Origin of the sequence: Ilumatobacter sp., from assembly GCF_039969435.1 — a bacterium.
Taxonomy (GTDB): domain Bacteria; phylum Actinomycetota; class Acidimicrobiia; order Acidimicrobiales; family Ilumatobacteraceae; genus Ilumatobacter_A.
The window spans coordinates 17,850-32,193 of the sequence record NZ_JBDVNU010000028.1; the positions used below are offsets into that span (position 1 = coordinate 17,850).

15 protein-coding genes are annotated in these 14,344 nt (G+C 67.4%); 4 read left to right on the forward strand and 11 right to left on the reverse strand.

Annotated elements, in window-relative coordinates:
• The first annotated feature begins 206 nt into the window (after positions 1-206).
• Positions 207-731: a hypothetical protein gene (locus ABJK40_RS13615; RefSeq protein WP_348482477.1), complete on the forward strand. Its 525-nt coding sequence runs from the start codon at positions 207-209 to the stop codon at positions 729-731.
• A gap of 173 nt (positions 732-904) precedes the next feature.
• Here ABJK40_RS13615 and ABJK40_RS13620 read toward each other — a convergent pair whose 3' ends face one another.
• The 6 genes from ABJK40_RS13620 to ABJK40_RS13645 all read right to left on the reverse strand — a co-directional run bounded on the left by ABJK40_RS13620 (position 905) and on the right by ABJK40_RS13645 (position 6,381).
• Positions 905-1,612 carry an SDR family NAD(P)-dependent oxidoreductase gene (locus ABJK40_RS13620; protein ID WP_348482475.1) on the reverse strand — a complete coding sequence of 236 codons (708 nt, stop codon included), beginning with the start codon at positions 1,610-1,612 and terminating at the stop codon, positions 905-907.
• A 113-nt stretch (positions 1,613-1,725) separates the two neighbouring features.
• Positions 1,726-3,168 (reverse strand): decarboxylating NADP(+)-dependent phosphogluconate dehydrogenase, encoded by a 1,443-nt coding sequence (gnd, locus tag ABJK40_RS13625; protein WP_348482473.1) that lies wholly within the window; start codon positions 3,166-3,168, stop codon positions 1,726-1,728.
• A gap of 139 nt (positions 3,169-3,307) precedes the next feature.
• On the reverse strand, positions 3,308-4,192 hold the full coding sequence (locus tag ABJK40_RS13630) for an ABC transporter substrate-binding protein (protein WP_348482471.1): 885 nt from the start codon (positions 4,190-4,192) through the stop codon (positions 3,308-3,310).
• A gap of 6 nt (positions 4,193-4,198) precedes the next feature.
• The gene (locus ABJK40_RS13635) at positions 4,199-4,663 is read right to left on the reverse strand and encodes a hypothetical protein (RefSeq protein ID WP_348482470.1); all 465 of its coding nucleotides are present in this window, start codon (positions 4,661-4,663) and stop codon (positions 4,199-4,201) included.
• Entirely contained in the window at positions 4,660-5,352 is a 693-nt protein-coding gene (locus ABJK40_RS13640; RefSeq protein WP_348482468.1) for an HAD hydrolase-like protein, read from the reverse strand. The genes ABJK40_RS13635 and ABJK40_RS13640 overlap by 4 nt, the downstream gene beginning before the upstream one ends.
• Before the next feature lie 27 nt (positions 5,353-5,379).
• Positions 5,380-6,381, reverse strand: coding sequence for a potassium channel protein (locus ABJK40_RS13645; RefSeq protein ID WP_348482466.1), 1,002 nt, complete (start codon positions 6,379-6,381; stop codon positions 5,380-5,382).
• A 156-nt stretch (positions 6,382-6,537) separates the two neighbouring features.
• Here ABJK40_RS13645 and ABJK40_RS13650 point away from each other — a divergent pair, with 156 nt between their 5' ends.
• Entirely contained in the window at positions 6,538-6,990 is a 453-nt protein-coding gene (locus ABJK40_RS13650; protein WP_348482464.1) for an SRPBCC family protein, read from the forward strand.
• A gap of 42 nt (positions 6,991-7,032) precedes the next feature.
• On the opposite strand, the gene ABJK40_RS13655 is transcribed toward ABJK40_RS13650, so the two are convergent.
• Genes ABJK40_RS13655 through ABJK40_RS13665 form a run of 3 tightly spaced genes read right to left on the reverse strand, consistent with a single transcriptional unit; the run spans position 7,033 to position 9,649 of the window.
• A complete protein-coding gene (locus ABJK40_RS13655; protein ID WP_348482462.1) occupies positions 7,033-7,869 on the reverse strand; it encodes an ABC transporter permease in 837 nt (278 codons plus the stop codon).
• Complete coding sequence (locus tag ABJK40_RS13660) at positions 7,866-8,690, reverse strand: ABC transporter permease (RefSeq protein WP_348482460.1); 825 nt, start codon at positions 8,688-8,690, stop codon at positions 7,866-7,868. The genes ABJK40_RS13655 and ABJK40_RS13660 overlap by 4 nt, the downstream gene beginning before the upstream one ends.
• On the reverse strand, positions 8,687-9,649 hold the full coding sequence (locus tag ABJK40_RS13665) for an ATP-binding cassette domain-containing protein (protein ID WP_348482458.1): 963 nt from the start codon (positions 9,647-9,649) through the stop codon (positions 8,687-8,689). Before ABJK40_RS13665 ends, ABJK40_RS13660 begins: the two co-directional genes overlap by 4 nt.
• Before the next feature lie 126 nt (positions 9,650-9,775).
• On the opposite strand from ABJK40_RS13665, the gene ABJK40_RS13670 reads away from it, so the two are divergent.
• Together ABJK40_RS13670 and ABJK40_RS13675 are read left to right on the forward strand one after the other, a co-directional pair.
• Positions 9,776-10,375, forward strand: a complete 600-nt coding sequence (locus ABJK40_RS13670) for a copper chaperone PCu(A)C (protein WP_348482456.1) — start codon at positions 9,776-9,778, stop codon at positions 10,373-10,375.
• A 129-nt stretch (positions 10,376-10,504) separates the two neighbouring features.
• Entirely contained in the window at positions 10,505-11,179 is a 675-nt protein-coding gene (locus tag ABJK40_RS13675) for a pyridoxamine 5'-phosphate oxidase family protein (RefSeq protein ID WP_348482454.1), read from the forward strand.
• Positions 11,180-11,228: 49 nt separating this feature from the next.
• Here ABJK40_RS13675 and ABJK40_RS13680 read toward each other — a convergent pair whose 3' ends face one another.
• Both ABJK40_RS13680 and ABJK40_RS13685 read right to left on the reverse strand, forming a co-directional pair.
• Positions 11,229-11,822 (reverse strand): HD domain-containing protein, encoded by a 594-nt coding sequence (locus tag ABJK40_RS13680; protein ID WP_348482452.1) that lies wholly within the window; start codon positions 11,820-11,822, stop codon positions 11,229-11,231.
• Positions 11,823-11,953: 131 nt separating this feature from the next.
• The gene (locus ABJK40_RS13685) at positions 11,954-14,248 is read right to left on the reverse strand and encodes a xanthine dehydrogenase family protein molybdopterin-binding subunit (protein ID WP_348482450.1); all 2,295 of its coding nucleotides are present in this window, start codon (positions 14,246-14,248) and stop codon (positions 11,954-11,956) included.
• Between the last annotated feature and the right edge of the window lie 96 nt (positions 14,249-14,344).

Here is a 14,344-nt window from a genome sequence, read left to right on the forward strand (position 1 = left end):
GTGTCCCTGTGACGCGCGTCTCCATCATGCCTCATCGCGTGCGGTGCGGCGAACGCAGGCCCGGATCGGCTCGCGAATCCGGGGATCGGTGCTGCGACGGGCCTCAGCGTGGTGCGGTGGGATCTCGAGCGGGTCACCGACCTGCGGTTCCTTCGGACTCGTGTGCAACGTTGTAATCATGTAATGACTGGAAGTAGATTCTGCTCATGCACGACACGGCAGACTCCACCATCGACGCCTGGCTCACCGGGCGCATTCCCACCGACTGGACCGCCACGGCGCCACCGTCGATCGTGATCGACCGCGAGGAGATCACCATCACCATCTCGGTCACCGAGCCCTCCCTCGCCGACGGAGCGAGTGACGCCGACCGGGCAGAATCCGTCGCCGGTCGCATCACCGGATTCCGCGAGGACACCCGAGACCAGCGGATGGCCATCGCACGCGACGCCGAACACCGCTTCGGTCGCAAGGTCGCATGGGCGGTGGAGGTCGGTGGACGTACCGAACTCTTCACGCACATCGCGGTGCCGGTGATGACCCGCCTCCGCCAGCCGGAGCGCCTCGTGCTCGACACGCTCGTCGCCGCGAACGTCGCCCGTTCGCGCGCCGACGCCCTCGCCTGGTGCGTTCGCCTCGTCGGACAGAACACCGATGAGTGGCTCACCGAGCTCCGGACCGCGATGACGGCGGTCGACGACGTTCGAGCCAAGGGCCCCGACGCGACCTGAGGCGGGCCCGGCGACGCGTGTCGGTGCCCGACGTACTCGTGCGATGCCGCTTCAACACGGCGATGATGCGAGCCGACACCGCGCAGATCGACATCGCGAACTCGACCGGCGACGTCGTCGCCACCGCCGTCCTGGCCTGATCTCATCCGACCCGATCTCGTCAGGGCCGGCTCTCACCACGGGTGGTCGTGACCGTCCCAGCGGATGAACCGGCCGGTGTCGGCCATGGTCAACGCGGCGATCGTGGCGACGATGGCACTACTCGATTCCTCGACGGTCATCGGCGCGCTCCCGCCACCCATGTCCGTCTGGACCCAGCCGGGGTGGAGCATCACGACACCGATGCCGTCCGGACGAAGTGCATCGGCCGACTTCACACCGAGCATGTTCAGCGCCGCCTTCGACACGCAGTACGCCGTGTCGCGACCCGTGCGTGCTGCGACCTGCATGGAACCCAACTGTGAGCTGATGTTCACGATCATCGGTCCGCTGCCCCGACGCAGGAGCGGCAGCGCATGGCGGGTGACGAGCATCGGACCCGTGACGTTGACGGACATCACGGCCTCGAACGTCGCGGAGTCGAAGTCGAACGGACCGCGCTCGTCGTCGGCTGATCCGAACGACCGGGCGTCGGTACCGGCGCTGTTCACCAGCAGATCGAGCGACTCGACCGAGCTGGAGAGGACGGACACACCCGCCACGATCGACGACTCGTCGGCGAGGTCGACGGCGACACAGCCGGCCAACGATCGGCCGAGTTCGGCGTCGATCGATCCGTCTCGCGTCGTGCCCCACACGTCGGTTCCAGCGGTGGCCAGTCGACGGGCGATCTCCCGACCAAGACCTCGGCCGACCCCGGTCACCAGTGCGGTCGTCGACATCAGCGCATCGTGCCACACCGTCGCGCCGCGAACCCGTGCCGTGCGATGCGCGACCGGCCGTGCCCCTCGCCTGCCGTCGGTGTCGCACCGGCCGTCGGTGCGGTCGGTGCCCGTCAGGCGTTGTAGCTGTCCATCGAGGTCTCGCGTCCGTCGCCGATCCAGTCGGTGTGGAAGTCCTCGCTGCGATCCCGGTCGAGACGCTGGTACCCGTGCGCTCCGAAGTAGTCGCGCTGCGCTTGGATCAGATTCGCCGGCAGGCGAGCGGAGCGGTACCCGTCGAAGAAGGCGAGCGCCGAGCTCAGCGCCGGCACCGGCACGCCCGCTCCGACGGCGGTTCGAACGGTGTCCCGCCAGCCTCGTTGGCCGTCACTCGCGAGAGCTTCGGCGAACACGTCCGCGATCAGGAGGCTGTCGATGTCGGGCGTGTCGGTGAACACCCGAGCGATGTCGTCGAGGAATCGGGCGCGAACGATGCAGCCGCCACGCCAGATCGACGCGATGGCGGCCAGGTCGAGGCCCCAGTCGTGCTCGCGGCTCGCCGAAGCGAGCATCGCGAAGCCCTGCGCATACGACACGATCTTGGCCGCGTAGAGCGACGCCTCCAGGTCGTCGAGTCCGATCGCAGGTGCGTTCCGTGGGCCGGGGTCGCCGAGGATCTCCGAGGCGCGTCCACGTTCGTCGATGAGTGCCGACACGACGCGCGCGATCACGGCCTCCGCGATCAAGCCGATCGGTTGGCCGAGTTCGAAGCCGTACATTGCCGTCCACCGACCGGTGCCCTTCTGGCCGGCGGCGTCGACGATCACGTCGATCACGGCCTCGCCGTCGGGTGACGTGGTCGCGAGGATGTCGGCGGTGATCTCCACCAGGAACGATTCGAGGCGTCCCGTGTTCCATGCGGCGAACGCCTCGGCCATCTCGGCATTGCTCATGCCCGTGGCCGACATCAGGTCGTAGATCTCGGCGATCAGTTGCATGTCGCCGTACTCGATGCCGTTGTGGACCATCTTCACGAAGTGGCCTGCGCCACCTCGCCCGAGCCATCGGCAGCAGGGTTCGCCGTCGTGGGCCTCGGCGGCGATGGCCTGCAGGATCGGTTCGATGTGCGGCCACGCGTCCGCCGAGCCGCCCGGCATGATCGACGGACCGTTCAGTGCGCCTTCTTCGCCGCCGGAGACACCCGCGCCCACGAAGTGCATGCCGGCCTCCTGCAGGCGAGCGACGCGCCGCTCGGTGTCCTTGTAGTCGGAGTTGCCACCGTCGATCACGATGTCGCCCTCGGCGAGCAACGGGAGCAGCTCGTCGAGCACGGCGTCCACGGGCCGACCGGCCTGCACCATCAGCATGATCCGTCGCGGTGAATCCAGCGAAGCCACGAAGTCGTCGAGTCGTTCGTGACCGGTCACGCTCGTTTCGGCGGCGTCACCCCCGATGAAGTCGGTCGTCTTCGAGGTGGTCCGGTTGTACACCGCGACGTCGAACCCGTTGCGGGCCATGTTCAGCACGAGGTTGCGGCCCATGACCGCCAGCCCGATCAGGCCGATGTCAGCGGCCACGAGGTGCTCGCGTCCCGCATCCGACGTCGTGCCGTCCGTCCGGGGTGGATGCCGGCAGATTCGCCGGCGTTGGGTTCGAGTTCGACATCTGGGCGATCGTAGGTGAGGTGGTCGGATGGACGACGACGGCGTCGCCGTGTCAGCGGATGCGGCGGACCGACGGGTGGGGACCGTCGAACAGGTCGGGGTGGAAGATCGTGGCCAGGGCGTCGATGCCGTCGACGAGTCGTGGACCGGGTCGCACGACGAGTCCGTCCGCATCGATCGCCCAGACCTGAGCCCGCGGGGGCAGACGATCGAGGACGGCCGTCGCCTGTTCGGACGCACCGTCGAGGCCGAACCCGCACGGAGCGACGACCACGATGTCCGGATCGTGCTCGGCGATCGTGTCCCACTCGGTCGGGACGGAGCGGCCACCGGTCTCGGCGAGGACCGGCGTGGCTCCTGCGGCGACGACGAGGTCGGGCACCCAGTGTCCCGACAGGAAGGGCGGGTCCGACCATTCGAGCACGAACACGCTCGGTCGTTCACGATCGCCGACCCGTTGCGTCACCGCGTCGATGCGCGACCTCAGATCGTCGACCAGTCGAGCGGCCCGATCGTCGACCCCCAGCGTTCGTCCCGCCTCGACGATCGTCGCGAGGACGTCGTCGAGGGTGTGCGGGTCGAGCGTGGTCACGTCGGCATCGCAGCCGAGTCGCTCGAGAGCAGCATCGGCCTCACCCGAGGGGAGAGCGCACACCCTGCACAGATCCTGGGTGAGGACGTGAGTCGGGTCGCACGACAGGAACCGGTCCTCGTCGAGTCGGTAGAGGTCGTCGCCTGCGGCGATCTTCTCGCGGACCAGTCGGTCGATGCTCTCGGGAGACAGCCCCTGGGTGTCGAGACCGCCGACCACCACGTGGCGATCGCGGCGTGGGTCGGGCGGGAAGTCGCACTCGAAGGTCACGCCGACCAACTCGTCGGCCAGGCCGAGCGCGAACACGATCTCGGTGGCCGACGGAATGAGCGAGACGATCCGCATCGGCGGTCAGCTGAAGAGACGGATCGTGTCGGCGATCGTGGCCCACACGAGGAACGCGATGATCGTCGTCCCGAACACCGTGTAGTGCCAGCGCTTGGAATGGTCGGCTCGCCAGAACCGGCGGATCGAGTAGACGATCGACACCATCGCCAGCAGGCCGATGGCGATCGCCACGGGCTCGCCGACGCCGAGGGCGATCCCGAGCGGAGGCAGCACGAACGGGAACACGATGTACATCAGCAGGCAGCGGGCCGCAGTGAACGCCAACGACTTCTGGAACGCGGACCGAGCCTGTGCCGCCGACATCTTCGGCGCATCGGACAGGCGGAGCAGTCGACGCATGAAGCGATCCGTCGCCGAGTTCGACCGCTGCGCTTCGGGAGCGGCGCCCGCGAGCGGATCGACGGCCTCCTCGGCCGACGTCGCACCCAGGAGACCGTCGTTCGTGTTGGGGTCGGCCGTGGTGCTCATGTCTCGTGGGAACGGTACGCGGCAGCGACCGCTCCGGCAACTTCTCCGGGATGGTCGACAACGGTCACGGCACCGGCGTCGATCAACTCGTCACGCGAGCCGAAGCCCCACGACACCCCGATGCAGTCGACGGCGTTGAGGTGGGCACCTTCGACGTCGTGGTCGCGGTCGCCGACCATGATCACGTGGTCGAGTGCGATCCGGTCGTGGGGGCTGACGCCGAGGAGGTGCATCGCGTGCGTGATCACCTCGCCCTTCGTGCGCCGTCCACCGATCTCGTGGGTGGCGCCGACCTGGCGTGCGAAGAAGTGGGTCAGCCCGAAGTGCTCGACGATGCGGATCGCGGTGTCCTGAGGCTTGGCCGTGGCGAGCGAGATCGTGTGGCCCGCCGAACGCAACGCCTCCATCATCTCCGGCACGCCCTCGTACATCTCGTTCTCGAACAGACCGACGTCCTCGTAGCGGACGCGGTAGGCGGCGATCACCCGCTCGATGTCGTCGACGTGGATGCCGACCTTCGGGAAACTCACCTCGAACGGCGGGCCGATCATGGACCGGATCGTCTCCCGATCGGGCACGTCGTAGCCGCATTCGGTGAAGGCGTGGACGAGCGACCGTCCGATGCCGGCCTCGGAGTCCGAGATGGTTCCGTCGAGGTCGAGCAGGACGTGGGTGGTGGGTGTGTTCATCCGTGGTTCCGTGATCGTGAGTGTGAGCTACTTGCCGGCGTGCGGCGTGGCGAATCTGGTCAATCGGTCGAAGTCCTCGTCGGTGCCCACGGCGATGATCACATGGTCGGGTTCCAGCCGTGTGTCGCCGGTGGGATTGGTGGTGAAGTCTCCGCCGGGAGCGCGCAGCGCGAGCACGAGCGCACCGCTCTCCTCGCGCAGGTTTGCCTGTCGGAGGGTCTTCCCAGCGACGGGGGAGTCGGCGGGGATCACGAACTCTCGCATCCGGAACTCGAGCGATCGGTCGTGCATCACGACGTCGATGAACTCCGCGACGTTCGGGCTCGCGACGAACGACGCCATGCGTGCGGCCCCCAGTTCCTGAGGGTTGACGACCCGATCGGCGCCGGCGTGTTCGAGCTTCGGGATGCTCTCGTCGGCACGTGCGCGGGCGACGATGAACAGGTCGGGCACGAGGTCGCGTCCGGACAGCGTGACGAACAGGTTGTCGGCGTCGCTGTCGAGCGCCGCGATCAACGCCCGCGCCCGTTCGATCCCGGCGGCCCTGAGCGTGTCGTCGCGTGTGGCGTCGCCCACGATGGTGGGGAACTCGAGGTCCGCGACGCGGTCAGCACTCTGGTCGATCACGACCACCTGGTGGCCGGCGAGGTCCAGGTCGTGCGCCACGGCCTCGCCGACGCGCCCCCATCCACACACGATCGTGTGCCCGGTGAGTTTGTTGATCTGTCTGTCCATGCGGCGCCTCCCGACGAATTCTCCGAGGTGACCTTCGACCACCAGTTGCGCGATGAGCGTGAAGCTGTACAGCACGGTCGACACGCCGACCACGATGAGCACGATCGTGAAGATCTTGAGGCCCGGTCCGAACTCGGCGAGTTCGCGGAACCCGACCGTGGTGATGGTCGTGACGGTCTGGTAGAGCGCGTCGAGCAGCGTGAACCCGAAGGCGAGGTACCCGATCGTGCCGAAGACCGTGACCGCAGCGAGCATGCCGAGGGCGACACGAAGTCGGTCGGCGGTCGATCTCATCGTGAGCGGACGCTACTGCGTCGTCGGCCTCCACCCGTCGAATCGACCTTCGGGTGAGCGTCACTGCGTCATGCCGCTCCTTCGACCGGCAGGTACAGCGATGTGTCATCTGGCCGTACGGGTGTGCATCGGTGGGGGAGCGTGCGAACATCGAGCATGGCCCGGATCACGTTCGACGTCCAGCATCGATTCGACCAGGACGCCCGCACCGTGTGGGACGACCTCGTCGACTGGAAGTCCCACGAGAACTGGATCCCGATGACGAGGGTGAAGGACGGCGACGGCGCGCCGACCGACGTGGGCCACGAGTTCACGGCATGGACCGGCCCCGGTCCGCTGTCGCTCGAGGATCGCATGCGGGTGTCGAAGTGCGACTGGGACGAGGCGAACTCGTCGGGCGACTGCGAGGTCGAGAAGCTCGGACCCGTGCTCCGGGGCAGGGCCGGTTTCACGGTCGTTCCCGACGGCGTCGGATCGAGGCTCGACTGGTTCGAGGACGTGACGGTCCGCTTCGTCCCACAGTTCCTCGCCCCGGTCGTCGGCAAGCTCGGTGCTCTCGGCTTCAAGCAGGGCATGAAGGGACTCTCCACACACCTCGCTGCGCGCTGACCGGTCGGTCCGATCCGTTCAGAACCAGTCGGACCGACCCGGTCAGCCGTCGGAGAGTCTGGAGAGGCCACGGCGGGCGAACAGCATCGTCAGCGCGATGAAGCCGGCGAGGGCGAGCAGTCCGCCCCACGTGTGGTCCCAGGTCATCGGAGCGTCGAGGAAGCCGAGGCGGGAGAGTCGGATCACGTTGTTGAAGGGGTTGATCCGCGTCACTCCTTCGAGCCAGCCCCGCATGATGAACAGCGGGGTCTGGGCTTCGGTGAGGAAGATCACGAGGAAGAACGTCAACTGCATGATCGCCGCCGCTCGCATGTCGCGGAAGCGGTACGCCAGGCCGAGTCCCCAACCGGTGCCGATGGCCGAGATCCCGAGACCGGCGGCGTACAGCGGGAGCAGACCGAGCGGGCCGTGTTCGAGGCGTGCCCCGAACAGCGAACCGACGACGAAGACGACGGTGGTGACGATCGCCGAGCGGAACAGTGCGGCGAGGAGCGGTCCGGTCACGAGCGACATGCGCGGCGCCGGCGTGAGACGGAGCCGATCGTAGAACCCGCCTTCGAGGTCGCGGATCGTGGCGAAGCCGATGCCGATGCCGGCGAACCCCGAGCCCATCACCACGCCGAGCGGGAGGAACCAGTTGATCGACCGGTCCGTGGGGAACCCCGGGATCTGGATGATCGCGAAGAAGGTGCCGGAGAAGGCGATCGCCTGGAAGATCGGCATCATGATCGACGGGATGAACGCCGACGGCAGCCGGACGATGTTGACGAGGCTGCGCCGCATCAGCCCGACCGATGCCGGCCACGTGTGGGTGGTCGCGACGGAACGTCGCGACGTGGGGGCAGTCGGGCCGGATCGCGGATCCTCGAGCGTGGTCATCGTGCCCCCAGGCGTGAGCGGAGTGTGCGCAGTGCGAGCGAGACCGTGAGGACGGCGAGTCCGGCCGGGATGAGGATCGCCCTCACGACCGCCGACCCGGTGAGTCCGTCGATGGTCAGGTCCCGGAACCCTTCGACGAGATGCGAGATCGGGTTGACGTCGGCGAGGTTGCCGTAGACCCCGCTCATCGTCTCGCGCGGGAAGAACGCCGAGGAGAAGAACAGGCCGATGAAGAGGAGGGGGAACGCTCCCTGCACCGCCTCCGACGAGCCGGTCTTGATGGCCATGGCCGACATCAGCGCGCCGACGGCGAGGGCGAGGATCGTGCCTCCGACCGCCATGGCCAGAACGCCCAGGACTCCGCCCCGGATCGTGAGTCCGAACGGGAGCAGGACGACGATGAAGAAGAGTGTCTGGGCGCCGCCGAACACCATGCCGCCCGCCATCCGACCGATGATGATGCCCGAGCGCGTCGACGGCGAACTGAGCAGTCGGTCGAAGAATCCGTTCTCGATGTCGGTGGCCAGCGCGGTCGCTCCGACGGTCGAGCCGAACAGGATGCCCTGCACCACGGCGCCGGCGAGAGCGAAGTCGAGGTAGGAGTCGACCGCCGGGAACCCGGGCAGTGACGTCGCCCGGGAGAACGAAGCGGTGCCGAGCGCCGCGAAGAACAGGGGGAAGATCAGCGACGGCACCACGAGGGACGGCTGGCGCCACAGGGCGAGCACCGACCGCTTCGACATCTCCCACGTCTGGGCCACGTTCGACGGCTGGAGTGTGGGGCGCGACGATGTGCCGGCCGACACGGGCACCGCGCTCACGAGTCGGCGCCTTCCAGGCGGTGACCGGTGGCCTCGGCGAACACGTCGTCCAGGCTCGGCTCGCGGAGTTCGAGGTTCTTGACCGTGATCCCGGCTTCGTCGAGTGTGCGAACCACGTTCGACACCGCTGCCGGCCCGTCGTCGAGCCCGACTCCCAGCGTTCCCTCCGGGCTCGGACGCAGATCGCCGAAGGTCGCCAGCAGCGTGTTCGCCTGGTCGGCTGCCGACGTATCGACGCTCACGAACAGCGTCGGGCTCCCGACCTCGGCCTTCAGCTCGGCGGGACGACCCTTGCGCACGATCACCCCGTGGTCGATGATCGCGATCCGCTCGGCCAACTGGTCGGCCTCCTCGAGGTACTGGGTGGTGAGGAGAACCGTGGTGCCGTCGTTGTTCAGTCGCCGGATCTCCTCCCACAGGGAGATCCGGCTCATCGGGTCCAGACCGGTCGTGGGTTCGTCGAGGAACAGGACGGACGGTTCGTGGATCAGTGACAGTGCCAGATCGAGGCGCCGTCTCATGCCGCCCGAGTACGTGCCGACCCGGCGATCGCCCGCTGCGGTGAGGCCGACCCGTTCGAGCAGTTCGCCGGCCTTGGTGGCGTGCTGCGTCTTGGGCAGCCCGTACAGCACGGCTTGCAGCTTGAGCAGTTCGGCTCCCGTCATGAGCGGATCGATCGCCGCGTCCTGGAGCGCCACGCCGATGTTGCGGCGTACCTCGTTCGCTTCGTTCACGACGTCGAAGCCGGCCACCCGGGCCGATCCGCCCGACGGACGCAGCAGCGTCGTCAGCATCCTCACCGTCGTCGACTTCCCTGCGCCGTTCGGTCCGAGGAACCCGAACACCTCACCCGGTTCGATCCGCAGATCGACACCGTCCACGGCCTTGACCTGTTCCTCGCCCGAACCGAAGTACCGCTGCAGACCTTCGGCGACGATCGGAAGGCTGGCATCAGGCATCGGAACATCGTGCCAAACCGGCGCGGCGTTTCTCGCGTCCGATGGCTCGACGCGCGTCACACGGTCGCATCCGCGTCTCGCAGCGGCTCGGGAACCAGCGGGGAACGAGCGACGACCCGAAGGGGCATGAAGCATCTCCGCATCTCCACATCGCTCCCGATCGCGCTGCTGGCAGCGATCACTCTCGCCGCGTGCGGCAGCGACTCGAACTCGACGGACACCGGCCCCGCGACCAGCGAGTCCGCCGTCGACGACGCGTCGCCTGCCACGCTGACCGTGAGCGATGCGTGGTCCCGAGAGCCGGCCGAAGGGCAGGACGTCGGAGTCGTGTACGGAACGGTCACCAACCCGGGCGACGCCGACGTACGGATCCTGCGCGCGACCTCGAGCGTGAGCAGCGACGTCGAACTGCACGAGACGACCGTGTCCGACAGCGGCGCGATGTCGATGAGAGAGGTCGAGGAAGGGTACGTCGTCCCGGCCGGCGGCCAGTTCGTCTTCGAGCCCGGCGGCCCGCACATCATGCTGCTCGACATCGATTCCGCCACCTTCCCGACCGACCAGGTCGAGGTCACGCTGGAGATCGAAGGCGACGACCCCGTCTCGTTCTCGGCACCGGTCCGCGCGATCGGCGACGACATGGAGGGCATGGACGACATGGAGGACACGGACCACTCCGACGTGGAGGACACGGACCACTCGGAGATGGACGGCATGGAGGGCTGAACCGCGATCTCGGTCGTGTGAGGAAGGGTGTGAAGGGAGAGCGTGAGGGAGGGGTCCGGGACCACGTCGGCGATGAGCCCCACGCGCCCGAGGGCGCCGCGTGATCCACGAGCTGTCAGAATCCGGGACGTGACCGAGCCCGATCCACAGTCCGACTTCTACACCGATGAGCAGCGTGCGTTGCAGGACGAGTTCGACACCCGCCGCCTCGCCGATGTGCATCGGATGTCGATCGTCGCCGACGGAATCGACGAGGACCGCAAGGCGTTCATCGAGTCACGCGACTTCTTCTTCCTCTCCACTGTCGATTCCGACGGGTGGCCGACCGTGTCGTACAAGGGCGGGCCGACGGGCGTCGTCCGTGTCGAGGACGAGCGCACGATCGTCTTCCCGAGCTACGACGGCAACGGGATGTTCCTGTCGATGGGCAACGTCGAGGCGAGCGGCAGGATCGGCTTGCTGTTCATCGACTTCGAGACACCGAACCGCCTCCGCCTCCACGCGACCGCCACGGTTCACACCGACGACCCGGCGCTCGAACACTTTCCCGGCGCGGAACTGATCGTGCGTGCGCACGTCGAGAACACCTTCGTCAACTGCGCCCGCTACATCCACCCACACGCGCGCGTCCGATCGTCGGAGTACGTGCCCGACGCCGATGGTGGCCAGCCGTATCCGGCCTGGAAGCGGATCGACATGATCCAGCCGTTCCTCGCCGAATCGGATCGGGGTCGCGCAGCCGGTGCCGGCGGTGAGATCGACGTCGAGGAATACGGGCGCCGACTGAACGAAGGAACCAGCTGACCGCGTCCGCCTTCAGGGTGCGAGCTCGAGCCCGGCTGCGCTGGCGACGTCAGGCGCCGCGGAGGATCTGACGAATCAGTGGTTCGTAGTGCTCGAGCGGGTTGCTCGTGTATGACGGGTCGAACGCGGTCTGGTCGTACTCACCGCAGAACTCGACCGTGTGGTCGAAGTGCGGGCTGTCACGGTACTGCTCGCGGGCCTGGCCGTCGAGTCCGATGTAGTCCCAGAAGTAGTAGCCCTGGAACTCGCCGTGGTGCTTCACCATGAAGTAGTTCGCCTCGGACACGAACGGCTTGACGATGCCCGCCGCGATGTCGGGGTGGTTGTACGGGCTGAGCGTGTCGCCGATGTCGTGGATCAGCGCGCAGAACACGTACTCGTCGTCCTTGCCCGCCTTCTCGGCGCGCGTGGCCGTCTGCAGGCTGTGCTCCAGTCGATCGACCGGGAACCCGCCGTGATCGCTCTCGAGATCACGCAGGAGTCCGATCACGCGGTCGGCGACGTGGGACTGCGTGACCTCGAGCTGCGGGATGATCCTGGCCCACTCCTCGGCGGTGGACTCCTCGAACGACGTGAACGTCGCCCGGAAGATCTCCCCTGCGGCGTGGGCCGTTTCGGCGGTCGGTTCTGCGATGTCGGTCATGTGAGTGCTCCTTGACTGGGTGTGGCAGGGGTCTGACCCACTCCACACCACCCGCTCCACATCGTGTGGACTCCGGGCATGGAATCGGTCGCCGGGGTGTGGAGTGGGTCAGACCCCTGCCACACCACCGGTCAGCGTTGGGCGGCTTGGATTGCTTGCCAGACACGCTCGCTGGTGGCGGGCATGTCGATGTGCTTCACGCCGAGGTGGCTCACGGCGTCACACACTGCGGACTGGACGGCGGGGGTCGAGCCGATGGTGCCGGACTCGCCGATGCCCTTCGCGCCGAGCGGGTTGACGAACGTGGGGGTCTCCATGTGGATCACCTCGAAGCTCGGCAGTTCGGTCGCCGAGATCATGCCGTAGTCGGCCAGGTTCGACGTGACCGGGTTGCCGTCCTCGTCGTAGCGGACCTCCTCGAGCAACGCCTGTGCCGTGCCTTGGGCGATTCCACCGTGGATCTGGCCGTCGAGCAGCATGGGATTGAGCACCCGACCAGCATCGTCACAGGCGATCTGGCGCAGGTGCTTGACCTGGCCGGTGCCCGTGTCGACCTCGACCACGGCGATGTGCGCACCGAACGGGAACGTGGCCATCTCGGCGACGAACGTGGTGCTGACCGTCATGTCGTCTCCGTCCTGGCGAGCGGCCACGGCGATGTCGGCCCACGACTTCGACACCGCCGGCGTGCCGGCGACGTGGAAGACGCCGTTGTCCGTGTCGATCACCACGTCGGCCTCGTCGGCCTCGAGCAACTTCGCAGCGGTCTTCTTGGCCTTCTCGACCAGCTCGACCGCAGCCTTGTTGACGGCGACGCCGCCCTGCTGCAACGAGCGCGATCCCATCGTTCCGCCGCCGACCGGGGTCTTCTCGGTGTCACCGAAGACCAGTGTGATCCGGTCGATCGGGATGCCGGTCTCGGCGTTCGCGATCATCGACCATGCCGTGTCGTGGCCCTGGCCCTGTGGCGTGGTGCCCGTGTACACGGTGGCGGTGCCGTCGTCGTTGACCTCGATCTTGGCGTCCTCCTGCTTCGGGTCGACGCCACCGGTGATCTCGACGTAGATGCACACGCCGATGCCCAACTGCTTCGCGTCACCCGAGTCACGCCGCGCCTGCTGTTCCTGCCGCAGCTTGGTGTAGTCGGCAGCCTCGAGCACCTTGTCGAGCGATGCCTCGTAGTCGCCCACGTCGTAGCTCTGCGCAACGGCCGTGGTGTGCGGCTCCATGAACTTGGGGATCAGGTTCATGCGGCGGACGTCGACGGGGTCCTTGCCGATCTCGGCGGCGAAGAGGTCCATCGCGCGCTCGATCGCGGCGGTGGCCTCGGGGCGACCGGCGCCGCGGTACGCCGTGGTGGGCGTGGTGTTGGTGACGACCGAGGTGGTGCGCACCTCCATGTTGGGGATGTCGTACACACCCGACGCCATCGGGCGGGTCATGAACGGGGCGAGGATCGATCCCATGCCCACGAAGGCACCCGAATCCTGGAGGGCGTGCATCTGGTAGTGCGTGACCTTGCCCTCCTTCGTTCCGCCCATCGTGACGTACTGGATCTGTGCGCGACCGTGACCGAGGGTCATCATCGACTCGCTGCGGGTCTCGACGAAACGGACCGGTCGGCCGACGTCCTTGGCGAGCGAACCGAGCAGCATCTCCTCGGGGTACGCATCGATCTTGGCGCCGAATCCGCCACCGACGTCAGGCGTGATGAGGTGGACCTTCGTGCCCTCGCCACCGTTGGCTGCGACGAAGTGGACCTTGTCACCCTGGGCTCCCTGGGTGGACAGCCACTGGACGAGCGTGTCGCCGTCCCACACCGCTGCCGAGGCGCGCACTTCGAGCGGGCACGGAGCCACGCGCTGGTTGACGAAGCGACCGGTGACGGTGACCTCGCAGTCGGCGAAGTACTCGTCGGTGTCGGTGTTCTCGGGGATGCCGAGCGCCGTGGTGTCGAACACGCCGTTCGATCCGGCGGCCTCGTAGATCAGCGTGTCGGACGCGAGTGCGGCCTCGATGTCGACGAGGGCGGGCAGGAACTCGTAGTCGACGAACACCATCTCGGCTGCGTCGGTGGCCTGCTGCAGGGTCTCGGCGACCACCACGGCAACCGGCTCACCGACGTGGCGGACCTTGTCGCTCGCGAGCAGCGACCGTGCGGCGCCCGGGTTGAACGGCGACGGGATCGGTTCGAGGCCGAGTGTCTCGGCGGTGTGCACGGCGAGCACGCCGGGCATCTCCTTGGCCCCGTCGACGTCGATCGACTCGATCACACCGTGCGCCACCGTCGAGCGGACGAACACCGCGTACACCGCTCCCTCGAGGCGGGGATCGGAGACATCGTCGGAGTACACGCCACCCGTGGTGAGGAACTTCGGATCTTCCTTGCGCTGGACTCGTGTTCCCAGAATGCTTGCACCGGCCACGTGTACCCCTTGTTTCTCGGTTGTTCTCGTGTGTCTCTCGTGAAGACGGGCCGTTCGGCCCTCAGGAGCAAACTAGCCGCACGCATCGTGTCCGAT

Excerpts from the sequence above, each read along its gene's own strand:
- ABJK40_RS13615 (WP_348482477.1), top strand. The coding sequence starts at position 207 with ATGCACGACACGGCAGACTCCACCATCGACGCCTGGCTCACCGGGCGC.
- ABJK40_RS13620 (WP_348482475.1), bottom strand. The coding sequence starts at position 1,612 with ATGTCGACGACCGCACTGGTGACCGGGGTCGGCCGAGGTCTTGGTCGG.
- ABJK40_RS13630 (WP_348482471.1), bottom strand. The coding sequence starts at position 4,192 with ATGCGGATCGTCTCGCTCATTCCGTCGGCCACCGAGATCGTGTTCGCG.
- ABJK40_RS13635 (WP_348482470.1), bottom strand. The coding sequence starts at position 4,663 with ATGAGCACCACGGCCGACCCCAACACGAACGACGGTCTCCTGGGTGCG.
- ABJK40_RS13640 (WP_348482468.1), bottom strand. The coding sequence starts at position 5,352 with ATGAACACACCCACCACCCACGTCCTGCTCGACCTCGACGGAACCATC.
- ABJK40_RS13645 (WP_348482466.1), bottom strand. The coding sequence starts at position 6,381 with ATGAGATCGACCGCCGACCGACTTCGTGTCGCCCTCGGCATGCTCGCT.
- ABJK40_RS13650 (WP_348482464.1), top strand. The coding sequence starts at position 6,538 with ATGGCCCGGATCACGTTCGACGTCCAGCATCGATTCGACCAGGACGCC.
- ABJK40_RS13655 (WP_348482462.1), bottom strand. The coding sequence starts at position 7,869 with ATGACCACGCTCGAGGATCCGCGATCCGGCCCGACTGCCCCCACGTCG.
- ABJK40_RS13665 (WP_348482458.1), bottom strand. The coding sequence starts at position 9,649 with ATGCCTGATGCCAGCCTTCCGATCGTCGCCGAAGGTCTGCAGCGGTAC.
- ABJK40_RS13670 (WP_348482456.1), top strand. The coding sequence starts at position 9,776 with ATGAAGCATCTCCGCATCTCCACATCGCTCCCGATCGCGCTGCTGGCA.
- ABJK40_RS13680 (WP_348482452.1), bottom strand. The coding sequence starts at position 11,822 with ATGACCGACATCGCAGAACCGACCGCCGAAACGGCCCACGCCGCAGGG.